Origin of the sequence: Novacetimonas cocois, assembly GCF_003311635.1 — a bacterium.
GTDB lineage: Bacteria > Pseudomonadota > Alphaproteobacteria > Acetobacterales > Acetobacteraceae > Novacetimonas > Novacetimonas cocois.
In genome coordinates this window covers 75,200-101,406 of the sequence record NZ_QEXL01000005.1, presented here as the reverse complement: position 1 = coordinate 101,406, position 26,207 = coordinate 75,200, and the positions used below count along the sequence as shown (strand labels likewise).

22 protein-coding genes and 1 riboswitch are annotated in these 26,207 nt (G+C 62.4%); of the genes, 14 read left to right on the top strand and 8 right to left on the bottom strand.

Features of this window, described 5'->3' with window-relative positions; all coding sequences use genetic code 11:
- On the bottom strand, nucleotides 1–882 hold the full coding sequence (locus tag NJLHNGOC_RS05065; protein ID WP_113595401.1) for a pirin family protein: 882 nt from the start codon (nucleotides 880–882) through the stop codon (nucleotides 1–3).
- A 120-nt stretch (nucleotides 883–1,002) separates the two neighbouring features.
- Between NJLHNGOC_RS05065 and NJLHNGOC_RS05060 the strand changes: the two genes are divergently transcribed.
- From NJLHNGOC_RS05060 to NJLHNGOC_RS05040, 7 genes are all read left to right on the top strand, one after another.
- Entirely contained in the window at nucleotides 1,003–1,932 is a 930-nt protein-coding gene (locus NJLHNGOC_RS05060; protein WP_113595400.1) for a LysR substrate-binding domain-containing protein, read from the top strand.
- 27 nt (nucleotides 1,933–1,959) lie between these two features.
- Nucleotides 1,960–2,895 (top strand): 2-hydroxyacid dehydrogenase, encoded by a 936-nt coding sequence (locus NJLHNGOC_RS05055; protein ID WP_113595399.1) that lies wholly within the window; start codon nucleotides 1,960–1,962, stop codon nucleotides 2,893–2,895.
- Nucleotides 2,896–3,040: 145 nt separating this feature from the next.
- On the top strand, nucleotides 3,041–4,267 hold the full coding sequence (locus tag NJLHNGOC_RS05050) for a lytic transglycosylase domain-containing protein (RefSeq protein ID WP_239021349.1): 1,227 nt from the start codon (nucleotides 3,041–3,043) through the stop codon (nucleotides 4,265–4,267).
- A 203-nt stretch (nucleotides 4,268–4,470) separates the two neighbouring features.
- Nucleotides 4,471–4,602: a hypothetical protein gene (locus NJLHNGOC_RS16590; RefSeq protein ID WP_275399379.1), complete on the top strand. Its 132-nt coding sequence runs from the start codon at nucleotides 4,471–4,473 to the stop codon at nucleotides 4,600–4,602.
- Nucleotides 4,603–4,676: 74 nt separating this feature from the next.
- Nucleotides 4,677–4,811, top strand: coding sequence for a hypothetical protein (locus tag NJLHNGOC_RS16585; protein ID WP_275399378.1), 135 nt, complete (start codon nucleotides 4,677–4,679; stop codon nucleotides 4,809–4,811).
- Between the two features lie 301 nt (nucleotides 4,812–5,112).
- A complete protein-coding gene (locus NJLHNGOC_RS05045) occupies nucleotides 5,113–6,264 on the top strand; it encodes a PepSY-associated TM helix domain-containing protein (RefSeq protein WP_239021348.1) in 1,152 nt (383 codons plus the stop codon).
- A gap of 50 nt (nucleotides 6,265–6,314) precedes the next feature.
- A complete protein-coding gene (locus NJLHNGOC_RS05040; protein ID WP_113595469.1) occupies nucleotides 6,315–6,911 on the top strand; it encodes an NAD(P)H-dependent oxidoreductase in 597 nt (198 codons plus the stop codon).
- Nucleotides 6,912–7,047: 136 nt separating this feature from the next.
- Here NJLHNGOC_RS05040 and NJLHNGOC_RS05035 read toward each other — a convergent pair whose 3' ends face one another.
- Nucleotides 7,048–7,992 (bottom strand): PDR/VanB family oxidoreductase, encoded by a 945-nt coding sequence (locus NJLHNGOC_RS05035; protein WP_113595397.1) that lies wholly within the window; start codon nucleotides 7,990–7,992, stop codon nucleotides 7,048–7,050.
- Between the two features lie 12 nt (nucleotides 7,993–8,004).
- The gene (locus tag NJLHNGOC_RS05030) at nucleotides 8,005–9,057 is read right to left on the bottom strand and encodes an aromatic ring-hydroxylating dioxygenase subunit alpha (protein WP_113595468.1); all 1,053 of its coding nucleotides are present in this window, start codon (nucleotides 9,055–9,057) and stop codon (nucleotides 8,005–8,007) included.
- Between the two features lie 126 nt (nucleotides 9,058–9,183).
- On the opposite strand from NJLHNGOC_RS05030, the gene NJLHNGOC_RS05025 reads away from it, so the two are divergent.
- Both NJLHNGOC_RS05025 and NJLHNGOC_RS05020 read left to right on the top strand, forming a co-directional pair.
- Nucleotides 9,184–10,125, top strand: a complete 942-nt coding sequence (locus tag NJLHNGOC_RS05025) for a LysR family transcriptional regulator (protein WP_113595396.1) — start codon at nucleotides 9,184–9,186, stop codon at nucleotides 10,123–10,125.
- A 291-nt stretch (nucleotides 10,126–10,416) separates the two neighbouring features.
- Entirely contained in the window at nucleotides 10,417–11,001 is a 585-nt protein-coding gene (locus NJLHNGOC_RS05020) for a hypothetical protein (RefSeq protein WP_113595395.1), read from the top strand.
- 105 nt (nucleotides 11,002–11,106) lie between these two features.
- Here the strand turns inward: NJLHNGOC_RS05020 and NJLHNGOC_RS05015 are convergent, their stop codons facing one another.
- A complete protein-coding gene (locus NJLHNGOC_RS05015; protein ID WP_113595394.1) occupies nucleotides 11,107–12,318 on the bottom strand; it encodes a DUF2075 domain-containing protein in 1,212 nt (403 codons plus the stop codon).
- 217 nt (nucleotides 12,319–12,535) lie between these two features.
- On the opposite strand from NJLHNGOC_RS05015, the gene NJLHNGOC_RS05010 reads away from it, so the two are divergent.
- Complete coding sequence (locus NJLHNGOC_RS05010; protein WP_239021347.1) at nucleotides 12,536–13,390, top strand: ABC transporter ATP-binding protein; 855 nt, start codon at nucleotides 12,536–12,538, stop codon at nucleotides 13,388–13,390.
- Complete coding sequence (locus NJLHNGOC_RS05005) at nucleotides 13,387–14,808, top strand: hypothetical protein (RefSeq protein WP_113595393.1); 1,422 nt, start codon at nucleotides 13,387–13,389, stop codon at nucleotides 14,806–14,808. Before NJLHNGOC_RS05010 ends, NJLHNGOC_RS05005 begins: the two co-directional genes overlap by 4 nt.
- Before the next feature lie 221 nt (nucleotides 14,809–15,029).
- On the opposite strand, the gene NJLHNGOC_RS05000 is transcribed toward NJLHNGOC_RS05005, so the two are convergent.
- Nucleotides 15,030–17,093 carry a S46 family peptidase gene (locus NJLHNGOC_RS05000; RefSeq protein ID WP_239021346.1) on the bottom strand — a complete coding sequence of 688 codons (2,064 nt, stop codon included), beginning with the start codon at nucleotides 17,091–17,093 and terminating at the stop codon, nucleotides 15,030–15,032.
- A 308-nt stretch (nucleotides 17,094–17,401) separates the two neighbouring features.
- Here NJLHNGOC_RS05000 and NJLHNGOC_RS04995 point away from each other — a divergent pair, with 308 nt between their 5' ends.
- Entirely contained in the window at nucleotides 17,402–18,769 is a 1,368-nt protein-coding gene (locus NJLHNGOC_RS04995; RefSeq protein ID WP_113595466.1) for a PQQ-dependent sugar dehydrogenase, read from the top strand.
- Between the two features lie 62 nt (nucleotides 18,770–18,831).
- On the opposite strand, the gene NJLHNGOC_RS04990 is transcribed toward NJLHNGOC_RS04995, so the two are convergent.
- The 3 genes from NJLHNGOC_RS04990 to NJLHNGOC_RS04980 all read right to left on the bottom strand — a co-directional run bounded on the left by NJLHNGOC_RS04990 (nucleotide 18,832) and on the right by NJLHNGOC_RS04980 (nucleotide 23,023).
- A complete protein-coding gene (locus NJLHNGOC_RS04990; protein ID WP_239021345.1) occupies nucleotides 18,832–21,000 on the bottom strand; it encodes a prolyl oligopeptidase family serine peptidase in 2,169 nt (722 codons plus the stop codon).
- Between the two features lie 113 nt (nucleotides 21,001–21,113).
- Nucleotides 21,114–21,713: a hypothetical protein gene (locus NJLHNGOC_RS04985; RefSeq protein ID WP_133258665.1), complete on the bottom strand. Its 600-nt coding sequence runs from the start codon at nucleotides 21,711–21,713 to the stop codon at nucleotides 21,114–21,116.
- Nucleotides 21,713–23,023: a carotenoid oxygenase family protein gene (locus NJLHNGOC_RS04980; RefSeq protein WP_165837845.1), complete on the bottom strand. Its 1,311-nt coding sequence runs from the start codon at nucleotides 23,021–23,023 to the stop codon at nucleotides 21,713–21,715. Before NJLHNGOC_RS04980 ends, NJLHNGOC_RS04985 begins: the two co-directional genes overlap by 1 nt.
- Before the next feature lie 107 nt (nucleotides 23,024–23,130).
- Between NJLHNGOC_RS04980 and NJLHNGOC_RS04975 the strand changes: the two genes are divergently transcribed.
- Both NJLHNGOC_RS04975 and NJLHNGOC_RS04970 read left to right on the top strand, forming a co-directional pair.
- A complete protein-coding gene (locus NJLHNGOC_RS04975) occupies nucleotides 23,131–23,718 on the top strand; it encodes a TetR/AcrR family transcriptional regulator (RefSeq protein WP_239021344.1) in 588 nt (195 codons plus the stop codon).
- A 52-nt stretch (nucleotides 23,719–23,770) separates the two neighbouring features.
- Nucleotides 23,771–23,988, top strand: a riboswitch (cobalamin riboswitch).
- A 119-nt stretch (nucleotides 23,989–24,107) separates the two neighbouring features.
- The gene (locus tag NJLHNGOC_RS04970) at nucleotides 24,108–26,207 is read left to right on the top strand and encodes a TonB-dependent receptor plug domain-containing protein (RefSeq protein ID WP_113595389.1); all 2,100 of its coding nucleotides are present in this window, start codon (nucleotides 24,108–24,110) and stop codon (nucleotides 26,205–26,207) included.

The following is a 26,207-nucleotide window of genomic DNA, read 5'->3' as shown; positions in this document are numbered from 1 at the left end:
TCAAGCAGTCTGCCGCCCCCGGATGTTACCGAAACGTCCACCGCGCAGATCCTCGATGGCCTGGCGGATCTGTTCCTGCGTGTTCATGACAAAGGGACCGTACCCGACTACCGGCTCGTTCAGCGGCTCGCCGGTCAGGACCAGAAAGCTGGTCGCCGCCACGGCCTGAAGGGTCACGTCCTCTCCTTCCCGATCGAAAAGCACGAACTGCGCGCTGCCGAGTTCCTGCTGCCCGTCCACGATCAGGCGTCCTTCCAGACACACGATGGCGGCATTATGCCCCCGTGGCAGGGTCAGGGATGCCTGCGCCCCCTCCCGCAGCTTTCCGTCCCAGACATTGAGGGGCGAAAATGTCCTCGCAGGACCGTGCACGTCCCCCATGTCCCCCGCGATCACCCGCAGGGTTCCGGCATCATTGGGCAACGCGACCGATGGAATGTTCGCGGCCGTGATGGTCTGGTAAGCCGGTGGCGTGTCCTTGTCCCTGGCGGGAAGGTTGACCCACAGCTGGACCATCCGGAAATCGCCGCCGGTCCTTGCATATGCAGGGGAATGAAATTCCTCGTGCTGGATGCCGCGCCCGGCCGTCATCCACTGCACGTCGCCCGGGCCGATAATCCCGCCCCCGCCCGACGAATCCCGATGCTCGACCTCCCCGTCATAAACGATCGTCACCGTCTCGAAACCGCGATGCGGGTGTTCCCCTACCCCCCGGCGGCCCCCGGTCGGCTGGAACCGATGCGGGCCGGCATAGTCAAGAAGCAGGAAGGGGCTGAGATGTTCCCCGAATCCAGTGTAGGAAAAAAGGGAGCGGACCGGGAAACCGTCCCCCACCCAATGGCCACGGTCATTTCCATAACGGCCAAGAATCTTCTTCTGCATGGCTTTTTCCCTCCATCTGGCGGAACCGCCCGGTCCCGCCGCCTTCGATGTTCAACATGGCCTGTCCACATCGTTCCAGAAAGATTGCCAGATCAGACGTTGCGTTCTATCAAAAGGACGATGCAGGATCTCAACGATTTCCTTTATTTCGTGCAGGTCGTAAGGCACGGCGGCTTTTCCGCTGCGGCGCGGGCCTGCGGCATCCAGAAATCGCGCCTCAGCCGCAGGATCCGGATTCTGGAGGAACACCTGAACGCGCGCCTCATACAGCGTTCCTCGCGACATTTCTGTGTCACCGAACCGGGCCAGCGGTTTTACGAACACTGTGTCGCCATGCTTGCGGAGGCCGAGGCCGCGGAACAGTCCGTCGCACAGCTTCAGGCGGAACCGTGTGGCGTCCTGCGCATGAGCTGCCCCATCACGCTGCTCAATTTCCAGTTCGGCGCGATCCTTGCGCGTTTCATGGTCCGCTATCCCGCCGTGACGCTCCAGCTCGAAAGCACGAACCGGCGTGTCGATATCCTCAAGGAAGGGTTCGACCTCGCCATCCGTGTCCGTTTCCCCCCGCTGGAACCATCGGACCTTGTCATGCGGGTGCTGGATACCAGCACGCAGTGCCTGATCGCGACGCCGGGACTGGTGCCCCGTCCGCTGCTGTCCCCGGCTGACCTGAACGGATTGCCCAGCCTCGATTTCAATACGCGTCCCGGGGCCCGTTCATGGCTGCTGACGGATACGAAAGGCCAGACGGCAACGGTGTTTCATGAACCGCGCCTGATAACCGACAACTTCGCCGTCCTGCGGGAGGCCGCGCTGGCGGGGGTGGGCATCGCGCAGCTGCCGACCATGATGGTCTGGCACGATATCGAGGCAGGGCGTCTGGTCCAGGTGCTACCGGGGTGGAAGCCGCAGGCGGGCATCGTCCATGCCGTCTTTCCCTCCCGTCGGGGACTGGTGCCGGCGGTCAGGGCGCTTCTGGATTTCATGGCGGAGGAATGCGCAACCCAGCGGCGGCTTGCGTCACAGGCTTTTCATGACCCGTTCGAATAAGGAACCAGGCGATATGGTGATGGCAATATGGTGACGCTGGCGGTCGGCCCGCATGAGGACTTCGCGCAATGGAAGGCGGCATTTTCCCGGGTCATGCCCGACCTGCGCGTCGTCTGGCACGAGGACCCGGACCTGTCCCCCTCCTGTGTCGACTATCTTCTGGTATGGGAACCGGGTCAGGGTACGGCGGCCCGTTTTCCCGCGCTGAAGGCCATTTTATGCGCAGGCGCGGGCATTGACCACCTGCTGCAGGATCCCGACTGGCCGCATGACATTCCGCTGGTCCGGATGGGGGGGGAGGAAACCGCCACCCTTATGGAGGAATATGTCACGTGGGCCTGCCTTTCCCTGATGCGCGAAACGCGGACATGGGCGCTGCAGCAGGAACGGCGGATTTTCCATCGCCACCTGACGACCCGGACCGCGCGGGACACGACGGTCGGGATCATGGGAATGGGGCATCTGGGCACGCGGGTCGCCCATCGGCTGTCGGCATTTGGCTTTGACGTGCGCGGATGGTCGCGCACCCCCAAGAACCTGCCGGGGATCGAGGTATTCGCGGGCGGCGACAGGATCGCGGATTTCCTTTCGCGGGTGGACATCCTCGTCTCCCTCCTGCCCAGTACGCCACGGACCAGGGACCTGATCAACCGGGAACTGCTGTCCCATCTGCCCCCGGGCGCCGGGCTGATCAATGTGGGGCGTGGCGACCAGCTGTGTGAGGACGATCTGATAGAAGCCCTTGATGAAGGACGCCTGTCGGGGGCGATCCTTGACGTCTTCCGGCATGAACCCCTGCCCCCCGATTCACCGCTGTGGACCCATCCGGCCATCACGATCACCCCCCACGCGGCCTCCGAAGCCTCACGCGACGGGCAGGTTTCCTATCTGGCAGGGGTCATTGCGGATATCGAACGGGGCGGGATGCCGGAACTGCTGTACAGGCCGGAACGGGGCTATTGATACCGCGGGGCCATCGATGGCCTGTTGCTGACGGATGGCGTGGTCACAAAAGATCATAATTTCGCCCCGCTTGTGTTATTGATGGGATGAAAGCCGGTCATGTCCGTCCGGCATCCGTGGCGCGGGATTGGCCGCCCCGGACAGGATGATGAAGCATGGCGCGATGATCGGTTACAGGGCGGGAATGGCAGTCATCCTCACGCTGGGGCTGGCGGGCTGCGCCGCGACATCGCCGTCTTCCACGCCCGGCCCCGGCCCCCTGTCCGCGGGGCAGCGCATCTATCGCGCGCCGGGCAGTGCCGACGATCCGTGGGGGCCATATATCCAGGAGGCCGCGATCCGCTTTTCCGTGCCGGATTCATGGATCCGCGCCGTGATGCAGCAGGAATCCGGCGGCAGGCAATATCTGGAAGGACAGCTGACAACGTCGGAGGCCGGGGCAATGGGGCTGATGCAGCTGATGCCGCAGACCTATTCCGACATGCAGGCCCAGTACGGGCTGGGCGGCGATCCTTATGACCCCCATGACAACATCATGGCCGGCACGGCCTATATCCGGCAGATGTATGACCGTTTCGGTGCGCCTGATTTCCTGGCCGCCTATAACGCGGGGCCGGACCGGCTGGATGAATGGCGCCGCAATGGCAATCCCCTGCCGGATGAAACCGTGCAGTACGTCGCCGCCATCACGCCCAATCTGGGGGCTGGCGTCTCCCCCTCCGCCACGATCATGGCGCCCGCTGGGGCAACGATGCTTGCCCGCGCCGATGGGGTGGATGTGAATGCCGCCTATGTTCCGCCCGGCGACGCCGACGCGGCTCAGGCCGGCGCGATTCAGGCGCGTGCGATTCAAGGCAGCGTCCCGGCGTCGCTGTCGCGTACGGCCGATGGCTGCCTGCGCAACGCGGATGCCGCCTATGACCCTGCTGCGCCGTGCCTGATGGATCAGGATTCACCCCATGACGGAAATGGCGATGGCGCGCCGCAACGCACGCCGTCCGCCCCGGACGGCACGGTCATGGCCGACAGCGCCGCCATGCCGGATCGGGCCATGCCTGACACCGGCAGTGCCATGGCCGGGACAGGCATGGTTCAGGCCGTAAGCTATACCCCCACGCCCGGCGGGGAATGGGCCGTGCAGGTCGGGGCGTTTTCCACCGATACCGAGGCCCAGCAGGCGCTGCGCCTGACGCGCCAGATGATCGGAATGACGCGCGCGCGGCTGTCGGACATGGTCATGCCCGTTTCAACCGGGACGGGCGTACTCTATCGCGCGCGCCTGACCGGCTTTGCCGCCCCCGACGCATCCGCCGCCTGCCAGACCCTGCATGACCATGCCATGGCCTGTTTTGCCGTGCCCGCCCGGACATGAGGGAGGGGTGCGGACACCAGCCGCCAGCGGGACGAAACCGATGGACGGGCAGTGCTGCAGTGCAACGTAAACGCCCTGTCTCCAGTCCCGGATTCGTGATCGGATTTCCAGCCTGACGAAGCGGCTGTCCCCCCTTTTCCAGCGGCCGCGCCGCCCCATATCGGCAGCAGTCGGAGAGATGTTTTTCCGGCTGGGAGGTCACCATGACAATGGGAACTCGTTACCATTCACCGGGCAAGCCGGGAAACCGATCCGATCGCAACACCATGGACCTGTTGGGAATAGGCATCATCGTCCTGACACTGGCCCTGTGGATCGCGCTGACCCTGATCTGAACAGGTCGTCATGCCCCGGCGCATGAATGCCCCGCTTTCGCATGCCCGTTCTCCTTCATGTTCGGGAGGTTCAAATGTTGAAGTATTCGCATCGCCCCATGCGGGCGGACATGTTCCGCAGGGGGAATCTCAACCGCTGGGACGTTATCGGCCCGGCAATACTGGCGGCGGCGTTCGCGCTGTCGACAGCCCTCATCTTCCTTGCATGACAGATGCAATATCGCGAAAAGCCCGGTCCCAAGGCCGGGCTTTTCGTTTGCGCCCCTGAAATTTCCTTCTTCAATTGCACCCGGCCGTCATGCGCGAACCAGCCTGCCGGTCGTAATATCCGCCATGACCAGCGGAACCTTTTTTCCTGATCGCGATCCCTTTCATGCCCCGACAGGCAGGAAACGGCGTGGGCTGATACTTTTCTATACCTGAATCCTGCGGTCCCGATGGTTGGCGCACATGCCAATGCCTGCTAGCGTCGCCGCACATATCAGGATCAGGCCAAGAGGTAGTCGCAGGGTGCTTCGTAAAATCCATCGCTGGGTCGGGCTTTTCCTCATGCTTCCCCTTGCCCTGCAGGGCCTGACCGGGACGCTGCTCATCATCATTCCCCTCCTGCTGCCGGGACCGCCGCATATCAGCGATACCGGCCCGCAGGCCGGGGCGGAGGCGATCATCGCGGCATCACGCGCCAGCGCGCCCCCGGCCATGATCCCGCTGCGCTACAATCCCGCCACCCATCCGGGTGACAGCGCGCTTGTCACCTATGGGCCACCGGGGGAACGCCATCCCACGTCCGAAGTCTTTGTCAATCCGGTTCATCCGGCGGTCATCGGGACATATGTGATCCCCTCGTGGCTGCGTTTCCTGCACAATCTCCATGCCGACCTGTTCCTCCTGCCTTATGGACAAAGCGCCACGGGGATGATGGGCCTTCTTCTCAGCGGCATGGCGATCACCGGGCTGATCCTCTGGTGGCGCCCGGGCGTCGCGTTGTGGAAAGCCGGGAAATGGCGCAGGGCCATCCTGATTTCGCCTCGCGCGCGTGGGCTGCGCCTATGGCGGGAGGCGCATGTCACCATCGGTTTCTGGCTTTCATCCATGCTGCTGTTCCTTGCGCTCAGCGGTTCCGTTCTGGCGTTTCCCTTTGCCCGTCCGCTGTTCGGGATTCACCGCCCCGCGCCCACGGGCCATCATGGCCACCACATGGAGGGCGCCCGGGATGAACAGGAACCGGGCGAACAGGGGCTGGATACGGCACTGGCCGCGCTGAAGGCCCGCATGCCCGAGGCACGCCTGCTGTTGGTGCAGATGGGGGAGCATCCAGAGCAGCAGTCATTCGACGTGGTGCTGCCCGCCTATGGCGCCAATCATCCGGCGACGGTGCAGTACGATCCGCAAACGGATGTCCTGCGCATCAGCCGCGATCCCGGACAGCAGCGCACGGGCGAGCGGAGCTTCCAGTGGCTGCATACGCTGCATGAGGCCAGGCTGGCATCTCCCGCGCCGGTGGCGCTGGCGTGGAAAGGCGCCGTGCTGGTAACCGGCATGGGGCTGGTGTTCTTTTCGCTTTCTGGCGTGGTCATGTGGACCCTGCGCCGACGCAACGCCACACAGCGCACGGCGCAGCGCGGCGACCGTGGCATGACGCCCTCATCATCGGGCATGTGATATGGTATCAGGGATTTCCGAAGCCCCTGAACACGCAACAGCAGGACAGGATGAAAAAACTTCTTCTACTGAATGGCGCGAAAGCGTTCGGCCATTCGCATGGCCGCCTGAACACGACATTGCATGACATCGCCACGGAACACCTGTCCCATGCGGGATTTGAACTGCGCCGGACAACGATCGACGCCGGTTACGACGTGGGGACGGAGGTCAAAAACTACCTGTGGGCCGATGCCGTCATCTACCAGTTTCCCGGCTGGTGGATGGATGTGCCGTGGATCGTGAAGAAATACCTTGATGAGGTCCTGACGGCCGGCCATGGCAGCCTGTATGCCAACGATGGACGCAGCCGCGCCCATCCCGAACGCAAATACGGATCCGGCGGCCTGGCACAGGGCAAGAAATACATGATTTCCACCACGTGGAACGCGCCGGAGGAAGCATTTACGGACCCCGGACAGTTTTTCGAGGGGAAAGGCATCGACGGGGTCTTCTTCCCCTTTCACAAGGCGCACGAATTCCTGAGCATGTCCCGCCTGCCGACCTTCATGGCGAACAATGTCATCAAGTCCCCCACGGTCGATGCGACAATCGAACGGTATCGCGCCCATCTGACCACGGTGTTCGCCCAAGCCCCCGCCGCCTGAATATACGGCCGGACATACGCGATGGCCGCAGCGGCAGGCACCAGACCGGGACGATTTTCCTTCGTCCCGGTCTCAAAGGCCGCCTGAACAGGTCATCCCCGGCAATTTTTGCTATAGACTGTTTTCAGACAGCCTTTCAGAGTTCCAGCACGAGGGAAGATCCACGCGCCCTGGAACAGCACAGGGCGATGCTGCGTTCCTGCTCGTCCTGCGTCAGGATCATGTCGCGATGATCCCCCTTCCCCTGCAGCAGCGGGACGACACACGCGCCGCACATCCCCTGTTCACAGGACAGGGGAACATCGATCCCCGCATCCAGCAGGGCATAGGCGATGCTCTGTCCCGCAGGGATGCTGACCGTCCGGCCGGTGCGGGACAGGATCACCTCAAACGGCCGGTCTGACGTCCCGGCGGGCTGTTCTACGGGCTGGAAATGTTCCCTGCGCACCTGATCGGGACGCCATCCTGCCGATACGGCGTGGGAAGAAACGGCATCCATGAAACCGTTGGGCCCGCACAGCATGACGACAGCATCGGGCGATGGCACCTCCAGCGCGTCGGGATACCCGTTCCGAAGGCTTGTGGCCAGCATCACCCGCCCCGACGCGATATCCTGCGCCAGATCCTGCCTGAACGGCGCATTTGCAGGCTCACGGACATAGTAATAAAGCCGCCAGTCGGCCTCTCTGTGCCTTAACGTCCCCATCATCGCCATCAGGGGCGTGATGCCAATGCCACCGGCAATCAGGATGTACCGGCTGGCCTCTGGCATGGGAAAGGCATTGCGGGGGGCGGATATTTCCAGCGCCATTCCCGTTTTCGCCTGCGTGAACAGGGATTCAGATCCCCCGCGGGAAGTCGCGTCGCGCTTGATGCAGAGTTCATAAGTCCCAAGCGCATCGGGCTGGCCGCACAGGGAATACTGCCGCACGGGGCCCGCAGGCGTCACGACATCAATATGCGCCCCGGCCTCGTACGGAGGAAGGGGCCCCTGCCCTTCGGCGGCAAGGAGCCGCAGACGGATACAGTCGGTGCCTTCGCGCGCGACATCATGGATCACGGCGGAAAGAAAGGAGGTCATGACGTCCGGCCTTCAGGAGGTGAAAAACTGGCTCAGCCCCATCGTGCGCAATGCCCGGCGGTATGCGATGGAACTGCGGTCAGCCATGACATGGGCCTCCAGCGTCGGGTCGAGCGGCAGGTTCTCAGGCTTCTGCGCCTCCACCAGCGCACGGTCTTCCTCAAACACGCGCAGGTTGAAGTCATAGACATCCTGCAGCGGCAGATCCTTGTCGAAATTGCGGCACATCGGTGCGAACATCCGGGTCTTGCGCGCCGACACCGGTGAGGCCGCGTTCATGATGACAAGCCGGCCATTGTCGGGGAAATGGATTTCCAGCGTCGCGACGAATGGCACATGCACCCGGAAATGACGCAGCCATTCGAACCCCGGCCGCCCGCGATCGGACTTGCCGATGGGGTAATTGCCCACGCTGCTGCGATATTCCGCTTCGAACCCATCATGAGTCATGCGTGGCGTATAGGGGGGAACCACCGGATTGTCGGGATCGGCGAACGTGTCGGTATGGACAAAGGCGAAATGCGCCACGTCGATGAACCCTTCGACCTGCCGTCCCGCAAACCCGGCAATGTCGATCCACGGGCAGTTGATCTGCTGATAATCGGGATCATCCCAATGGGGCATCGGCGGTATCTTCGTATCCCCGCCCGGAACAAGGCAGGTCCATATCAGCCCGTAGCGTTCGACCGCCGGATAGGTACGCAGGTTGAGCTTCGCGGGAATGGCGGCATCAGGATGGGCGGGCACCCTGACGCAGCGTCCCTTCGCCCCGAAACGGAAGCCGTGATACGCGCATGCCACCGTCTGACCGTCGCCCTTCCCCATGCTGAGCGGCACGCCCCGGTGGGGACACAGATCATCGGCAATCACGATGTCCCCGCCCGAGCGGTAAATCACCAGCGGCGCATCCAGCAGCGTCACGCCCATCGGCTTGTCCCCCAGATCGCGCACCAGCGCGACCGGATGCCAGCAGCGGGCCAGGATGTTCCAGTCATCCGCGTCGAATGTCACGTCGCGCGGCAGGGAAGCGGTATCGGTTGAACGGGAACACGCGGCAGTTGTCATGATGGTCTCTCCAGCGAACATGGCCGACAGCGTTCCCGGCCGTTTTTTTCACGAAGATCATTTCACATGTGTGCGCATCTCAGATATATCATAATTAATCATTCTTCATTCTCATAATGAGAACGCATGTATCCTTTTTCCCGTTTCCTGACCTATTTCATGGAGGTGGCGCGCCAGAAATCCATCCGCAGGGCAGCCGATGAACTGCGGATCGCGGGATCGGCCATCAACCGTCACATCCTGCTGGCAGAAGATCAGCTCCAGACACCGCTGTTCGAACGCCTGCCCACCGGGATGCGCCTGACCGCCGCGGGCGAGCTGCTGTATGGCTGCGCCCGGCGCTGGATGACGGATTATGACGACCTGACCCGCCAGATTGACGAGGTCAAAGGCATAAGGCGCGGACAGGTGGACCTGCTGGCCCCCGAAGCACTTTCACGGGTGCTGCTGCCGGAACTGATCGCAAGGGTGCAGGCGCGGCATCCGGGGGTGGTCCTGAACATCAGCATTCTGGAAAACAAACGGATACGTCAGGCCCTGCTGTCGGGCGAAGGTGACATCGCCCTCGTGCTTGATCCGGAGGAGATGCGCGACCTGCTTGTCAGAAGCCGCGTTGCCTTTCCGCTGGGCTTTGTGTGTCCGCGCGGGCATCTTCTGGCGCGCGGCGGGGCACTCAGCCTGGCACAGTGCGCGCCGTATCCGATGATCGTCCCCGAACCGCCGCTGGCGCTGTCTTCCGTTTTTTCCCGACTGGCGGCGGCGGAGCATGTCGTGCCCACGGTCGCGGCCCGCGCGAACAATGTGCAGATGATCAAGTCGCTGGTGGCAGAAGGCGTCGGCATCAGTTTCCTGAGCTATCTGGATGTGATGTCCGAAGTCATGCGGGGCGAGCTGGCGTTCATGCCCCTGTCCGGCGCGGATGTCCCCCGCCTGACGCTGGCAGTGGTGCAGGACCGTACCCGCCAGCTGTCGCGGACCACGCATATGGTCGGGAACATCATCCGGGACATCATGGCCCAATATTTGCAGAAAATGACCCAAGACGGCCCCGCCAACCCGACTGCATGAGGCCGCCATGCCGAATGCCCCCTACCTTTGGGAAAGGGCGATCATGGCACGGATCCGGTTCCACCTGACATGCGCGAAGCATCGTTGCCTCCCCCTTGCCGCGTGTTCGTGCATCAGCCGCAACTGGCGAAGCATTGACGCGGTGGCTGCGCGCCCTATATTTTCCACAGTGGAAGGATCAGAGCGGGAACATGGCTGGATACATGGATGTCGGGCCGGAACCCAACCGCCTTTCACAGTTCCTGTCGTATCAACACTCTTCTTGATTTTTCCTGACGAAGGACCGGGAAAATGCCTTTCTTCAGTTCCACCGCGAAATACATCGCGACTGCCCTGCCCGCCGCCTTGCTTGGCGGCGTCCTGTACACCCAGCCAACGCAGGCCCAGACGCTTACGGTCGTGGATGCGGCCGGGCATCCTGTCGGCGTGCTGACGCCCGCCCAATCCGCCGCGCCGCCGATGTTCGATGCGATCGACCGGATGATGGATCAGGAATTCGCGGCGATGGAGGCCGAGCAGCGGCAGATGATGGGTCTGGTCAATCAGGTCATCTCCGCCCCCGCAGGGCGCATGCCCGCACCCGTCCGCGCGGTTGACGCGCATGGCAGGATGCCGCAGGCGACCATGTACCAGACCGTGACGACCATTACGTGGGGCGCGAACGGAACGCCGTGCGCGCAGACGATCAGCAGCAGCCAGCAGGGGCAGGCCGCCCCGATCGTGCAGGTGGCGACGCGCGGTGATTCCACATGCAATGCCCGCCTCTCCTCGGGAGGAGTGCCCGTATCGTCACCCTCCCCGCAGGCACGGACCCTGACGCCTGCGGTTGACATGAGCGTGGATCACCCGTCCGGGGCTTCGTCGAAACCTTTCTGAAAAACGACCGTCCTTTCACGGCTGCCCCGCCCCGCATGGCAGGACAGCCGTGAGGGTCGGGCCACGCCGTGGGACGGATATCATATCCCGTGGCAATGGCCGCAGTCAGGTCCGCCGGGACGCCATGTCGTGCAGTTTCTTTCGCAAATCTGCGTTGCTGGCATAGATATATAATCCCATCGTGCCCCGTGTCATAAGGACATTGATGGAATTGAGGATGATCTGTTCCTGCACGGCCTCCGGATTGTCCAGCGCATCCCGGCCGACAAAGGCCGCGCCATCTTCATACCGGTCGGGCTTGATGACGATCCGCTGCGTCCGGGGATCGTAGGTGACGCTGGGGCCGAGAATCACGCCGGCATAATTCAGGTCGAACCCCTGCACCGTATAGACGGATCCCACTTCGTCAATCGTGTCCTCCCGCTCCGCCCAGGGCAGGCGCTGTTCCGGGCGGGCACGATCCCAGCGCAGCCTGAAGCGTCCCTCCTCGATAAAATGATCCTGCCCGTTCAGGACGTACGGGTAATCATAGGTCGAAAGCATGCGGCACAGCCCGAACCGGGCATTCATCGCACAGATGTCGTGATACATTTCCAGCGCATCATCATAGATACGGAAATCAAATTCCTGCTGGGCCGGAAGTGGCAGGATCCGCCTGCTGCAGAAACCGCTGATCCATTTCATGACATCGGGGTTGGCCCGGACCCTGAACTGCGTCGTCAGGGTAAAAACCTCATGCGGGATATCACGCAGCAGGTGTTCAAGGCGCCGGTCATCCCAATAGCTCTTGAATTTCAGAACCTGCCGTGAATCAAACACGATGATCGCGATCCGGCTCAGCCTGATGATTTCCTGCAGGTGATTGTCGTGATTGAACCTGTTGTAACTGTCCCTGCGGCTCAGCAGCAGGTGGGCTTCGTCGATGAAGACGATGTCCGCCCTTTTATGCTGCCGGTCCATGGAATTGACGAAAGTCGTGGGACGTTCGTAATCCTTCTTGCGCAATGTCGGAAGGGATTCCGATATGTTCCTGTACAGTTTTATCATCTCGGGATGATTGACCAGGAACACATTATGCGTGCCATGCAGGACATCGTTGCTGCCAGATAAACGTGATGCCTCCTGTATCTTTTCGAATGCGCTGTTGATGACGATGCTCTTGCCCGTCCCCGCGTCCCCACGGATGACAAGGACCGCATGTTCCGAATGGATATGATCGCAGCAGAACCGGACGATCGTGCTGACCAGATCGTCCGGTTCCGCGCTGAGGTTACGTCCGGGCAGAAGTTTCAGTTCGGAACTGTTTGTCTGTTGCATCGCCTCGATTATCCGGTGGTCTATTCATGATGCCGCATCGGCGGCCCATCCTCCATTACCCCCGCCTTATATCAGAACATGTCGGCCTGCGCCCCATGCGACAGGCAGAAGACGGCTCCTTCGATCTCGTCCGCCCTCTTTTTTTACCATCGTCCGTGCAACCTTGACGCCTCGTTTCCATATCACAATGATAAGGAAACCGAGGTGGAGATACAGCGTGCAGGCTCTGGCGGACGATCCATTGCGGATCGAGGGTCTCGTAAAAACATATGGCAATCGTCGTGTCCTCGACGGGATCGACCTGACGGTTCATCCGGGCGAGATCACGGCCCTGCTGGGGCCCAATGGCGCCGGCAAGACGACGCTGATCGGCTGTCTGCTGGGGCTGTTGACGCCGGATGCCGGGTCGATCCGGCTGTGGGGGGAAGCGGTGGAGGAACTTGCGCCGCAGACCCGCGCGCGGATCGGTTTCGTGCCGCAGGCCCTGACCGGGTTCACATGGTTCCGCGTGCGCGAACTGATGGATTACCTTGCCCTGTATCGCGAACGGCCGGGCGATCCGCAGGACCCGATATGGGAAGAATGGGCGGCACTCGACCCCGCCGCGCGCGTCAGGTCGCTGTCGGGCGGGGAGCGGCAGCGCCTTGCCATCGTGCTGGCGCTGCGCTTCATGCCGGACCTGATCGTGCTTGACGAACCGGTGGCAAGCCTCGACCCGCAGGCGCGTCACGATTTCATGCGCCTGCTGCCGCAATATGCACGGCGACAGGGGGCAAGTGTCCTGATCTCCTCGCACATCATTTCCGATCTGGAAAACATCTCGGACCGGGTGGTCATCATGCGCCACGGTCAGGTCCGCCTTGACATGGCGGAACCCGATATCATGAATTCGATCCGCTCCATTTCCGCGACACCGTCCCCTAAATGGGGCCTTGAGATCCTGGCCGAGGAAAAGGACGGTCCCGTATGGGTACGCGGCTGGCGCGAAGGGCTGGACATGGCGGCAGCAGATGCCGGAATTGCCGTGGCGATGCCCGAACTTGAACACCTGTTCCTCGCGCTGTCGCGATGATGAAGGATATCCTCCATGCGCTGAGGCTTTATGCCTCTCCCGTGCTGTTCCGCGAAAACGGGGCGCTGACCGCTGCCCTGTTCTATCTTGGCGTAATGGGGTACGAGATCGTCCAGCACAGGCATGACGTCCTGTGGCATGACGGTTATTTCACCCAGTCGCCTGCCCTTGGCCAATGGTGGTGGCTGGCGCAGCAGATGCTGTTTGTCGCGTTCGCGCTGCAATACTGGCGGCAGGTGCGTTCCCCCCTGTCGGCCTTTTATCCCCGCATGCTGAAGGGTGAATACGGGGCGATACTGATCATGCTGGGCGGTGGGGCGGTGGCTCTTGCGTTGCCCATGATGATCGTAAAGGCGCCGATCCTCAACACGCTTGCGCTTGAGACGATTTCCCTGCCGATGGCGGTGGGCAGCAATCTGGGGATGCCAAAGACACTTCGCCCACGCATTCGCTGGCTGCGTTCGGCGCTGACACTGCTTGTTTTCCTGCTGTTCCTGTTTCCAAAGATGCAGGACAGGATTCTGTCCGCCCCATGGTTCGTGGCACTTGGCCTGATCATCGCCGGCGTGATCCTGACATTGATTGAACTGCACTACGCGCCTTTCCCGGCCCCCGCGACCAATCAGACGCGCCTGCCTGATACAGACGCGAAAGCAGAACCGTCACGCGCCCACCTCCTTTCGCCCATGCTGGGCCGCGTGCTGCGCGTGGTGTTCTGGCAGCCGCCGTGGCTGAGGCACATGCCGGTGCCACAGGCCTTCAACATGACAGGCCCCGTGACATTGGTACTGCTCACCACGTCCATGAGCATCGGCTTCATGATCGTCGCCACAGCCATCGAAGCGGCAACACACCAACGCTGGCCGCAATGGCACGATGCCCTGGCAGGTCTTGAGCCGGTTCCGCAATTCATCTGCATGCTCAGCGCGATGAGCCTGTCGCAATGGCTCGTCGCCCGCCGGAACTGGCCCTTCCTGTTTACGCTGGGTCCGTTCGGTCATCGCAACGTATTCGCGCGTCGCCTGTACCGCACGCATTTCCTGCAGGCGCTACAGACGGCGGTGATCGCATCGGTCCTTGCCTGCGGCATCGCGATCGGACGGGGTGCATTGCCACCCGCGCGCGCGCCGGCGGCGACACTTGCGGTCATCTGCGCGATCATGGGGGCATCCTATGTGCCAAGCCTTACGGTCTTTGCGGCCCGGACCGCGCGGCCCGGCCTTACGCAGATGCTTTCCACGGTCAGTGCGACAATGGGCGTGCAGCTTGCCGCGGAAATTTTCCTCGGGCCCGATCATGTCCCGTCATGGGCATGGCTGACGGCGGCGGCGCTGGTTCCCTTCTGCATCGTGGTCGCCATGTTCGCGCCCACAGCCCTTGCCCGCGCCGACTGGCCCATCGAACCACCCGCGCTTTAGAGGCTGTCTGATAAAACAGGCTGCTGATTGGAAATGACAAAAGTTTCTGGGTGTCGCCTTTTTTCAGAAAGGCGACGTTCTTTGAAGCTTTTTGCAAAAAGCTTCACCAAAAACTCTTATGATTTCAGGATATTATCTGGGCTACCTTTTCGGACAACCCTACTGATGGCAGCAGGGATGGCCGACCCGGGACCGAAAATCCCCGGTCGGCCTTTACCCGATCAGGGCTTCGTGGCACCCGACGTGGTCGCCTGATGTCCGTCGATCAGTTCATGCACCAGCGTGGGTTCGTTATACACATCCCGCAGCGCCGCGATGATGGCGCTGGTATCGGTCGAAACCGCGCGGTTGTTGGAAATGTCGTAATAGAGGTCGCCCGCCAGGCTGGGCAGGTTGCCATCGAAAATCAGCCCGACCGCATGACCATTGCGGTCAATGACCGGCGATCCCGAATTGCCGCCGACGATATCATTGGTTGAAACGAAATCGACATGGGTCGCGGGGTCCACCTTCGATTTCGCATCCAGCCAGCGTTTCGGCAGTTCGAACGGATCACTGCCGGTGGCATGGCGATACATGCCCGCGAAATCGGTAAAGGGCGGGATATCCTTGCCATTTTCCGTCCATCCCTTGACCGTGCCCCACGACAGCCGGGGGGAGAACGTCGCGTCGGGATAGATATCGTCGGCATGTCCCTCCGCCTTGGCACGTGCGAAGATGGCGCGCGCGATATCGCCTTCGGCCTTGTGCAGCGGCGATGTCACTTCGTTGAGCATCCGCTCACGCATCTGGGCATAGGCGGGATAGATCCTGCGGGCGAAAACGACCATCGGGTCGGACGATGCTTCCACCGCTTTCTGGCCACCTTTCCACAGCGCCACGCGCACGGCGGGATCGGCCAGCTTCGTCCCCTTCACCAGTCGGGCGGCCAGCGCCTCCGGGCTGTCGGTGCCAAGGACGGTCCTGACCAGTTCATCATCCGCCCCCAGCGTCTGGCGCATCAGGGTCAGGCCAAGGGCAAGGGTGTCGGTTTCCAGCTGGGGATAGACGGGCTCCTTCGCGCCAAGGGACGTCTCGACTTCGCCAAGCTGCGCCTCATGATACCCCGCATGCCGTTTTGCATCCGGCTTTTCACGCTCGCTCGCCCCGTCCACCAGCGTCATGGCGTCCTCCGCCAGTCCCGGCAGCGCCATGCGCAGTGCCAGATGGGCAGGGAAGAGGGTCTTCTCGACCGCGATGGCCTGTTCAATGTCGTGGAAAGGCTGCCCGTACTCCTTGCGACGGCCCGCATCCGCATCGATCCAGGACTGAAGCGCCGCATCCTCCTTCGCACGGCGCGCGACAATGTCACCCGTGCGCAGCGCGGCCTGCGTGCCGGAATAGGATTTCAGCCCGTTCTGGATGCTGAAAAGCGCATCCTCCGCTTCCTTGGCGTGCCCGGGGCTCTGCCGGGAATATTCCCACAGCATCCCTTCGCGGGTGGAAAGGTATCCGATGATCGCGGGATTGACGATATCGCGCTGGAACGCCAGGGCGGATGCCGGAAGGCTGCGTTGCGTCCGGCCCGGATTGCCCGACGTGAACACCAGTTCCCCCGCCTTTGGCCCCATGGGATCGAATTGCAGGAACGGGGTATGGACCGGCTTGCCCCCGTCATAGACCCGCAGCATCGAAAGATCGATGTCATAGCGCGGATAGCTGAAATTGTCGGGATCGCCGCCGAAGAAGGCAATCCCCTGTTCCGGGGCCATGACGACGCGCACGTCCTGATAGCGGCGATAGCGATAAAGCGCGGTCTGCCCCCCGTGGAACAGCGAAACCATGTCACAGCGCCAGTGCGTCGGATCGCCATTGACGCAATCCTTCGTCAGCTCGCTTTCCACCTGCTGGAGGGCCGCGGTATAGGCCGCCCCGCTCGTGCCCTTTGTCGCATCGGTCACGCGGGCGGACACGTCGCTGATATTGTCGAGGCGGTCGAGCTCCATGCCCGGGCACTGACGCTCCTCGGCGGGGGAGTGGGAGTAAAAGCCGTTGCGGAAATAATCGTGCGTCTTGTCAGACAGCGCGGCAAGACAGGAATTGGCGCAGTGATGGTTGGTCATGACCAGCCCGTCCCCCGACACGAAGGAGGCGGAACACCCTTCGGCAAGGCGTGCCGAAGACTGCACGACATGCTGGATCCATGCGGCATCAGGCGCGAACCCGTAGGTTTTCTGCAAGGTGGAGACAGGCAGGTGGTTGAACGTCCACATGCCCTCTTCCGCGCGGGCGGTACCCGTTGCCACCAGGGCCAGGAAAACGGATGCGGACCCGAGAAGAAATGATTTTGACAGCATAAGACACCCGATAAAATATAATATTATAACATACCACATCATGACGTGGCGTTTTTGGCAAGCCCTGCGACAGCCACGCAAAGGAAGGGGAAATATCCTGCGCCTTTCCCCACGCGGGAACATGATGTGACCACGGACAGGAAACCTGCAAAGGGAATTGTCTGTTGAGCATGACAGGATGCCCGAAGCGCGACGAAATGGGCAGCGCAGCCCCGATGACCGCAGTATCGGCATCGGGCATGAACGAGGAATGCGGAATGAAGACAGGTTACAGGTTTTACCTGACCGGCGCGGTGGTTGGCATCGTGGTGATCGGGCTGGCGGGATGGAGAATCGTCGTCCATCCCGAACAGGCCTCCCTGCCGGTCGCGGCCGGCATCGGGCCGCACCCGGCTCTTCCCGCGCCCAACCAGACCCTGATGCCGACCGTCAATATCGCCACGCCTGTCGGATGGCACGACGGGACGCATCCCACCGCGGCGCCGGGCCTGAGCGTCGAAAGCTATGCCACCGGCCTTGATCATCCGCGCTGGCTCTACAGACTGCCGAATGGCGATATCCTCGTGGCCGAAAGCAATTCGCCCGGGACGGATGTCCGGACGCTGAAAAGCCGCGTCGCCCGCTTCATCCAGGGACAGGTCGGCGCAGGTGAAAAAAGCCCGAACCGCATCATCCTCCTGCGTGATACAAAGGGGGACGGCCACGCAGACATGCGCACCGTGTTCCTCGATGGCCTGTATTCCCCCTTTGGCATGGCGCTGGTGGGCAATGACCTGTATGTCGCCAATGCCAACGCCCTGATGCGCTTTCCCTATCACGATGGCGAGACGCGCATTACCGAACCGGGGGTAAAGGTGGTGGACCTGCCCGCCGGGTACAACCATCACTGGACCAAAAACGTCATCGCCAGTCCCGATGGAAAGCAGCTTTACATAACCGTCGGTTCAAACAGCAATGTCGCCGATAACGGCATGGACGCGGAAAAGGGACGCGCGGCGATTTACCAGTACGACCTGACATCCGGCACGATGCGCGAATACGCAACCGGCCTGCGCAATCCCAACGGGATGGGATGGGAACCCACGACGGGCGCGCTGTGGGTCGCGGTCAATGAACGCGACGAAATCGGCAGCGACATTGTGCCCGACTACATAACGGCCGTTAAGGAGGGCGCCTTTTATGGCTGGCCCTACAGCTATTACGGGCAGCATGTCGATGTGCGCGTACAGCCCCAGCGACCGGACCTCGTGGCGCGCGCGATCGCGCCCGATTACGCGCTGGGACCGCATACGGCCTCGCTTGGCATCGCATTTTCCGGCGGCAGCCTGTTGCCCGAAGACTGGCGGCAGGGCCTGTTTGTCGCGCAGCACGGTTCATGGAACCGCATGCCCAAAAGCGGCTATCGTGTCATCTATGTCCCGTTCGTCGACGGCCATCCCTCAGGAACGCCCAGAGACGTCCTGACGGGTTTCCTGACCCCTGACGAAAAGCATGTCCATGGCCGCCCGGTGGGCCTGACGCTGGATCGCGACGGGGCGCTGCTTGTCGCCGATGACGTGGGCAACACCATCTGGCGGGTGACCGGCACGCAACAGACGCCGCCCCCCGCCCCGGCCGCCGAGTGACATAACCATCAGGCCGCGCATGACTGCGGGACGGACCGCCGTCATGCGCGGCCAGGGGATGATTACAGCTTCATTCCCAGCTGATCGAACAGGAACGCCACGTAATCGGCGGTCTGTCCCAGACGCACGTTGACGGCGCTGCCCATGCCGTGTCCCGCCTTGTCGCTGATGGAAAGGTAGATCGGATATCCCGACGCCGTATCGGCCTGAAGCTTTGCGATCATCTTGCGCGACTGCGCGGGATTGACGCGTCCGTCATGCGTTCCCGTCGCCATGAAGACAGCCGGATACTTCACCCCCGGCCTGACGGCCTGGTACGGGGAATAGCCGATCATGGCGCGGAACTGCGCCGGATCGCGGACCGTTCCGAACTCCGTCACGTTGAATTCGCCATTGGGGTCCAGTTCGATCCGTGTCATGTCATAAATCCCCACCAGCGACACGACCGCACGGTAAAGTTCCGGCGCCTGCGTCATCGCGGCCCCCATCAGCAGGCCGCCATTGCTGCCGCCAAGGGCCGCAAGCCGGGTGGGAGAGGTATATCCGTCCGCGATCAGCTGGCGGCTGACGGCGGCGAAATCGTCAAAGACGTTCTGCTTGTGCGTCAGGGCGCCATCCTCATGCCATGTCGCCCCGAATTCCCCGCCGCCGCGCAGGTTGGTATCGACATAGACGCCGCCCGCGTCCAGCCATGCGCGCATCCATGCCCCGAGGAAGCGCGGCGTTTCCGAAATTCCATATCCGCCATACCCGTAAACCAGCGTCGGGTTCTGGCCATCCAGTTCTGTTCCCTTGCGCCGGATGACCGTCATCGGCACGCGGGTTCCGTCCCGTGACGTCGCCGTGGCCCGCACGGCCTCGCAGTCCGCGAATGAAATCGGGCTTGTGCTCGACAGCGGGGTCGCCTTCAGCTTTCCCGTCCGGGGGCGGTAGCGCATTACCTGATGCGGGGTCAGATAGCTGTTGAAGGACACCAGCATGTCCCCATGGGAAATGGGGGTCACGTCCGAAACCGAAATCACCGAAGGCAGGGGAAGGTCGCCTTTCGGCTTCCCGTCGGGGGAAAAGACCGAAACACGGCTCGGCCCGCCGACCATTTCGCGCACATACAGCGCATCGCGGGTCGCGATCACCGGCGCGCCGCCAAACTCCGCCCCACCCATGATGACGCCATCGCCCTGCGCGATCAGCCGTTTCGCATCGGCCACCGCCGGGTGATCGATACTCGTCTCAAGGATTTCGCCACGCGGCGCGTTCTTGCGCGACACGAGGTAGATATGATCGTCCGGACCGATCGCGGCGGCGACGACGCGATCATCGAAATCGCTGATGCGCGTTACCTGCCCGGTCTTCTGGTTGATGACATACTGCTGGAACCGTCCGCCATCGCCATCCTCGACCGATATCAGCACGGCATGCCCGTTCTGGCTTACGCCGTAATTATCCAGCGCGATTTCCGCGATCTTGGGGAAATCGCGTCCCGCGACATAAACATCCTGCGAGACCGGGGTCCCGAGTTGGTGGTACCAGACCTGCTGATAGAAATGGCGGTCCGCCTCGGGCCGTTCATCGCCGGGATAACGGGTGTACCAGAACCCGCTGCTGTCCGATTTCCATGCCAGGCTGCCGCCCGCGGTCGGGTATTGCGCGCGGGGCACGACATCGGCGGTCTCCCGGCCTGTCTTCGTGTCGAATACATGCACGGTCCCGTCTTCCGTCCCGTTGCGCGACAGGGACACGGCCAGCAGCCTGCCATCGGGTGACGGGACGCTCCAGTCAATGGCGGTCTGCCCGGACGGGTCGATGATGTCGGGATCAACAATCGTGCGGAACGTTTTCGGACTGGCGTCACCATTCATGACGCCAACCACCGGCTGCTGGTGTGGCGGCAGCATGGCCTGCGCGAACACATGACCGCCCGCAAGATGGAAATCCGAATAGGACGGCGACTGCGCCCGATAGGCGGCCATCAGGCGGTCAAAGACCACCTGCCGCTGCGACAGGTGATCGAGATAGGCGCGGGTGCGCTGGTTCTGCGCCGCCGACCATGCGATGACCTTCGGGTCGTCACTGTTTTCCAGCCAGCGATACGGATCGGTCACGCGCACGCCGTGATAGGTCTGTGAAACAGGGTGTACCGGGGTTGGTGGCGCGCCCGGATCGGCCGCCCAGGCCGTGGAGCCCATGAACAGGGCAAACAGTGAGAGCGGCAGGAGCTTCGGACGCGGCATCGGATCAAACCTTCGGTCATCGCAACGAACCCCGAGCGGTAGATACTTCCGGCGCCCCCGTCAACCGGCGGGCCGGATCGCACGGTCCATGGGGTGGGGCGCGGCAGGATCTCTCATGCCCCCTGACGGAAAAACCCCATGCGCCGGCACAGGCGAAAGACATCCGCCCCCCTCTGCCCCAGCAGGATCATCGCCACCAGGCTGCCTGTTCCCAGCGTGCCGCGTATCACAAGGGCGCGTTCGGGCGTCAGGTAAACCGCCATCCACAGATATGCTGCCGCCTTGAGCATGAAATAGCCGGACCAGAACAGGGTAAAGGCGCGAAAGAAGGCCAGCAGGCCAATCCGGTCCGATGAGATGGGCATGCCCTGTCGTTCCTCCACGATTGTCTGGACAATCGATTTCTGTCCACAGGCACCCATTGCAAAGGCCGCAGCCAGGACAAGGTTGGTAAACACCGCTTCGTAACGGAACAGGAAAGGCGTCGCGCAGGTCAGGTCAACCACGCCCAGCACAAGGGCCAGGCCATTGGAAAGGACCCACAGGCGCGGCATGCCGAGATGACCGCGCACCCGGCGCATGGCGTCGAACACCACGAACGCGACCGTGGCGGCGATCGCAAGGCGCGTCCATCCCATGCTGGCGAGGACGGCAAAGATGATGATCCCGCCTGCCTCCATCAGCAGTGGGACAATACCGCCACGCGCCCGCATCAGGCGATCCCCCGGCCGGGATGGGCGTCGGGAATGAAATTGCCATGAAAACCATCGGGGACACGCTGGGGCAGGATGACACTCGCAACGGGGCCATCCGCGATATGACCGGCATCAAAGACAGCCAGCCGCGATGTCCGCCAGTCGGGACGCCATGCCACCGCCAGCAGCCATCCCTCGTCCCGGGCGGCATCCGGGGCACGTGGCACGAATACCGGCTCACTGACTGACGCGTCGGTGCCGAAATCGAACTGGTCCCCCTGCCCGCTTTCGGCATCCATGCGGGTGATCGCATGAAAACCCCCGGCTCGTCCCGGCGCACGGCTGGCCAGATAGAACCGTGTGTGGCGCGACCCGGCAAAACGTTCGTCAATCCGGGGGAATTCGCCCGTCACGTCCGGCAGCCCCGCCACGCGTGCCTCGCCCCGACCATCCAGAGGGACGCTCCAGCGTTGCGGACGCACACTTCCACAGGAACCGTGACCGCCATCGCCGCGCGGAAACAGCGGCGGTTCGTCATACACCAGAAGATCAAGGAACAGGCGGCCCCCCTCTTCCCACGCATTGACGATATGAAAGGCATAGCCGGGTGGCGCATCGAACCACCGGACTTCCCGTCCGTCCCCGCCACGACGCAACAGTGCAAGCCTGCCGCCAAGTTCGGGTTGCCATGCAAATCCGAACCCCGAACGGTCTGTCCGGTCCGCCCTTCCCACCAGCGCAAGGACTGGCAGAAGCACATGATCCGGCGTCACGGCCATGTCGTGTATCATGCTGCAGAACGGCGCCCTGATGCGCGTTTCCCATGTCAGCCGGCCCGAAGGCGCCAGCGTGCCGCAGCGGATGACGTTCGACCAAGGACCATCCGCCGCGTAACCGAAGAACACCAGTTCCCCCGTACGGGGATCATGCTTCGGATGGGCGGTAAAGGGGGCCATCCCCACATGCCATGCGGTCGGCATCGGGCCGGTCGCGCCTGGGGATGACGGGTCGAACATGACCGGCGCATGCGCCTCCTCCAGCGCCATCATCCGTCCGCCATGGCGGATGATGTTCGTGTTCGCCTTGCCCAGCAGGCGCACCTGCCCGGCAGGCACCACCCAGCGGTTCCGATAGGACGCCCCGCCCGGCCCCAGCGTCACGGCATGAACCATCCCCTCACCCAGGAACCAGTGCGCATCACCGTCGGGGACACGTGGATTGGGACCGTTGCGATACAGGGTTCCGCAAAGTCCCGGCGGCAGCCTGCCCCTGATTTCAAGCCCTTCGCCTGTCAGTTCGCGTGTGACGGACATCCGGTTTTCAGTCATGGCGACCCCGAATTCTTTACACCGTAAAGAGTGAAGGGACATCCCATACCTCGTCAAGCGAAAATATACAGTGTAAAGTGCAGCGAGGAGGACATCTCAGGACACACATGACCATGAAGCCCGACCCGTCGCCCAAAGCCCCGTATCACCATGGCGGCCTGCCTGCCGCCCTGCTGGAATCCGCCCGCCATCTGCTGAAGGAACAGGGGATCGGTGCGCTGGGACTGCGAGCCATCACGCGCCATGCAGGCGTTTCCGCCACGGCCGCGGCGCCGCATTTCGGGAACCTGACAGGACTGCTCAGCACGCTGGCCGCGACGGGATATGACGAACTGGCCGACGCGATGGAGGCGGCGCAGCCACATGGGCCACGGGCGGTCGGACTGGCCTATGTGCATTTCGCGCTTGCCAATCCCGACCTGTTCACCCTGATGTTCCGCAGCGATGCGATAGACCGCGACCATGGGCAGCTGGCCCGTTCCTCCGCCCGGGCTTTCTCCCTGCTCGCAGCACTGGCGCAGGATGGACGCATGGGATCGCCGGGCACGTCTTCGCGCGCGGCCGTCATGGCGGGATTGTGGGGAAAGGTTCATGGCCTTGCCGTTCTGGCGACAGACGGGCTGCTCTCCCCCCTTGTCGGGACAAAGGACGGCCCCGCCACGCTGGATGCGCTGGTCGCCGCGGCATTGCGGTGATCCCCACCGGATCGCGCGCGATACAACCGGGTTGACAGAAAGGGCGGAGCATACCAGAAGACACGCCGACGGTTCCTTCTTGTCGAAGGAGTAAAAGGGAACGAAGTGCGGATTGCGATCCAATGCTTCGGCTGTCCCCGCAACTGTAAGCGGTATGCCTGCGCATCGCCGGACATCGTGGTCCGGACCACTGGGAGTGCATCTTCCCGGGAAGGTCATGCGCAAGGCGACGCCGCAAGCCAGGAGACCTGCCGTCCGCATTTGTTGCAACCGGGAACTGTCGGGCGGGGTGTCCTGACGGTGTGACGTCAGGCGGTGACGGGCAGACCCTGCCTGCATGACGGCACGCTCTCGTGGCAACGATGACTTGACCGCGAGACCTGATCCTGATGCATATTTTTCGTACCCTCCTGATTACATCGACCACGTTCGTGGCGATGGGAACATGTGTGGCGCAGGCGGATGATTCCGTGAAATCCCGGACCACGGCCAGACAGGCCCCGAAGCAGTATGTCGTGCGGACCGGAAAATCGAAGGCCGTCATTTCCCCCGGCAATGCGGGGCAGCCCGAACTCATCAGCGTCAGTGCCGCGCGCAGACCGACGGCCGTCGATGACATCGGCACCAGCATGACCATCATCACCGAACAGCAGATCCAGACGCAGCAGCGCCGTGGGCTGGCCGATATCCTGACACGCCAGCCGGGCCTCAACGTCGTGCAGACCGGCGGGCCGGGCGGAAGCACCTCCATTTTCATGCGGGGCAACAACGCCAACGAGGTCAAGGTCCGCCTTGACGGCATGGACATCAATGACGGCAGTTCCGCCAGCGGCATGTTCGATGCGGGCCAGTTCGTCACCGACGGCATGGGACGGATCGAGATCCTGCGCGGTCCGCAAAGCGGCCTTTATGGCGCGGACGCCATGGCGGGCGTGATCGACATCACGACCACGCAGGGACAGGGCCGTTTCAAGCCGTTCGTGCGTATCGAGGGCGGCAGCTATGGCACGTTCAACCAGACCTTTGGCGCGCGGGGCAGCAAGGGGCGGTTTCATTACAATGTCGAACTGTCCCATTACCGGATGGACGGGTTCAACAACATCCCCTCCTATATCGAACGCGCCTATCACGCGGACCGGGCACAGCGGCATGAGGGCAACCGCAACGACAACCGTGGCGCCAATATCCGGCTGGGCTACGATGTCACGCGCAACCTTGACCTTGGCCTGACGGCGCGCCTGGTACAGGCGAACAATCATTCCTATTCCCTGTATGACCTGCAGAGCGAGGCCCTGTACGGGGATTCGGGCGTGCGCGAACAGACCAACCAGAACGAAGCCATCGTCCGGGGCACCGCCCATCTCGTCTCGTTCAAGGGGCTGTTCGATCAGGTCATCGGCCTGGGATACATGACCAACCGCAACCGTTGGACGGAAACGGGCACAAGCTATGGCAGCCCGGTCAATCCCGATCCCGACTATTACCGTTCCAGCCGCCTGAAGGTGGACTGGCATGGCACGTTCAATTTCCGGCAGTATGGACAGTTGCTGATCGGTGCGGAACATTTCCACGATACGTTCAATACCAGCCACATGGCCGCCAGCATATGGGACAGCGGATACAATACATCCGCCAGCATGGATACGACGGCAGGTTACGGACAGTACCAAGGCAACTGGAACCACATCCTGTATGGCGCCGCCAACATCCGTTACGACGCGAACTCCCGCTATGGCGACCATGTGACATGGCGTGTCGCGCCTGCGATCCATGTTCCGGGCACCGGCACGATCATCAAGGCCAGCGCGGGGTCGGGCTTTCATGGTCCTTCGCTGTACCAGCTGTTTGTCAATCAGGTGGGCGTCGGCTATTCCGAAAAGGGAAACCCGAACCTGAAGGCCGAGCAGCTGATCGGATATGATGCCGGCGTGGAACAGAAGCTTTTGCATGACCGGCTGAATTTCGGCGCCACGTGGTATGACAACCGGGCGCGCAACCTGATCCAGTCCTCCCTTTCGATCGATTCCTCGTACAACTACAACTATTCATATTCCAACGTCGCGCGGGCCCGGATGTACGGGGTGGAGGCATTCCTGAACTGGAAGGCGCTCAGCACCCTTGAGTTCAACCTCAGCTACACCTGGACGCATGCGCGCGATGAAACGGACAATACGGAACTGCAGCGGCGTCCCCAGCACAAATTCAATTTCAACACGACATGGAAGCCCATCAAGGATCTGACATTTTCGGGGAACATCCTTTATACAAGCGGATGGCGCGACCTGCCGGTCATCGGAACCGAGACATGCAGCACCTGCGCCAAGGGGCACGGTTATGTGACGATCGACGTCGCGGCCAATTACAGGGTCAACAGGTATGTCTCGGTCTATGCGCGTGCGGACAACCTGCTGAACCGGCAGTATGAAGAACCGATCGGCTACCTCCAGCCCGGACGGGCGGGCTATGGTGGCTTCATGCTGAATTACTGA

What these genes read in the sequence shown, in the direction of transcription:
- NJLHNGOC_RS05065 (WP_113595401.1), bottom strand. Translation starts at nt 882, where the DNA reads ATGCAGAAGAAGATTCTTGGCCGTTATGGAAATGACCGTGGCCATTGG.
- NJLHNGOC_RS05060 (WP_113595400.1), top strand. Translation starts at nt 1,003, where the DNA reads ATGCAGGATCTCAACGATTTCCTTTATTTCGTGCAGGTCGTAAGGCAC.
- NJLHNGOC_RS05055 (WP_113595399.1), top strand. Translation starts at nt 1,960, where the DNA reads ATGGTGACGCTGGCGGTCGGCCCGCATGAGGACTTCGCGCAATGGAAG.
- NJLHNGOC_RS05050 (WP_239021349.1), top strand. Translation starts at nt 3,041, where the DNA reads ATGATGAAGCATGGCGCGATGATCGGTTACAGGGCGGGAATGGCAGTC.
- NJLHNGOC_RS16590 (WP_275399379.1), top strand. Translation starts at nt 4,471, where the DNA reads ATGACAATGGGAACTCGTTACCATTCACCGGGCAAGCCGGGAAACCGA.
- NJLHNGOC_RS16585 (WP_275399378.1), top strand. Translation starts at nt 4,677, where the DNA reads ATGTTGAAGTATTCGCATCGCCCCATGCGGGCGGACATGTTCCGCAGG.
- NJLHNGOC_RS05040 (WP_113595469.1), top strand. Translation starts at nt 6,315, where the DNA reads ATGAAAAAACTTCTTCTACTGAATGGCGCGAAAGCGTTCGGCCATTCG.
- NJLHNGOC_RS05035 (WP_113595397.1), bottom strand. Translation starts at nt 7,992, where the DNA reads ATGACCTCCTTTCTTTCCGCCGTGATCCATGATGTCGCGCGCGAAGGC.
- NJLHNGOC_RS05030 (WP_113595468.1), bottom strand. Translation starts at nt 9,057, where the DNA reads ATGACAACTGCCGCGTGTTCCCGTTCAACCGATACCGCTTCCCTGCCG.
- NJLHNGOC_RS05025 (WP_113595396.1), top strand. Translation starts at nt 9,184, where the DNA reads ATGTATCCTTTTTCCCGTTTCCTGACCTATTTCATGGAGGTGGCGCGC.
- NJLHNGOC_RS05020 (WP_113595395.1), top strand. Translation starts at nt 10,417, where the DNA reads ATGCCTTTCTTCAGTTCCACCGCGAAATACATCGCGACTGCCCTGCCC.
- NJLHNGOC_RS05015 (WP_113595394.1), bottom strand. Translation starts at nt 12,318, where the DNA reads ATGCAACAGACAAACAGTTCCGAACTGAAACTTCTGCCCGGACGTAAC.
- NJLHNGOC_RS05005 (WP_113595393.1), top strand. Translation starts at nt 13,387, where the DNA reads ATGATGAAGGATATCCTCCATGCGCTGAGGCTTTATGCCTCTCCCGTG.
- NJLHNGOC_RS04995 (WP_113595466.1), top strand. Translation starts at nt 17,402, where the DNA reads ATGAAGACAGGTTACAGGTTTTACCTGACCGGCGCGGTGGTTGGCATC.
- NJLHNGOC_RS04990 (WP_239021345.1), bottom strand. Translation starts at nt 21,000, where the DNA reads ATGCCGCGTCCGAAGCTCCTGCCGCTCTCACTGTTTGCCCTGTTCATG.
- NJLHNGOC_RS04985 (WP_133258665.1), bottom strand. Translation starts at nt 21,713, where the DNA reads ATGCGGGCGCGTGGCGGTATTGTCCCACTGCTGATGGAGGCAGGCGGG.
- NJLHNGOC_RS04980 (WP_165837845.1), bottom strand. Translation starts at nt 23,023, where the DNA reads ATGACTGAAAACCGGATGTCCGTCACACGCGAACTGACAGGCGAAGGG.
- NJLHNGOC_RS04975 (WP_239021344.1), top strand. Translation starts at nt 23,131, where the DNA reads ATGACCATGAAGCCCGACCCGTCGCCCAAAGCCCCGTATCACCATGGC.
- NJLHNGOC_RS04970 (WP_113595389.1), top strand. Translation starts at nt 24,108, where the DNA reads ATGCATATTTTTCGTACCCTCCTGATTACATCGACCACGTTCGTGGCG.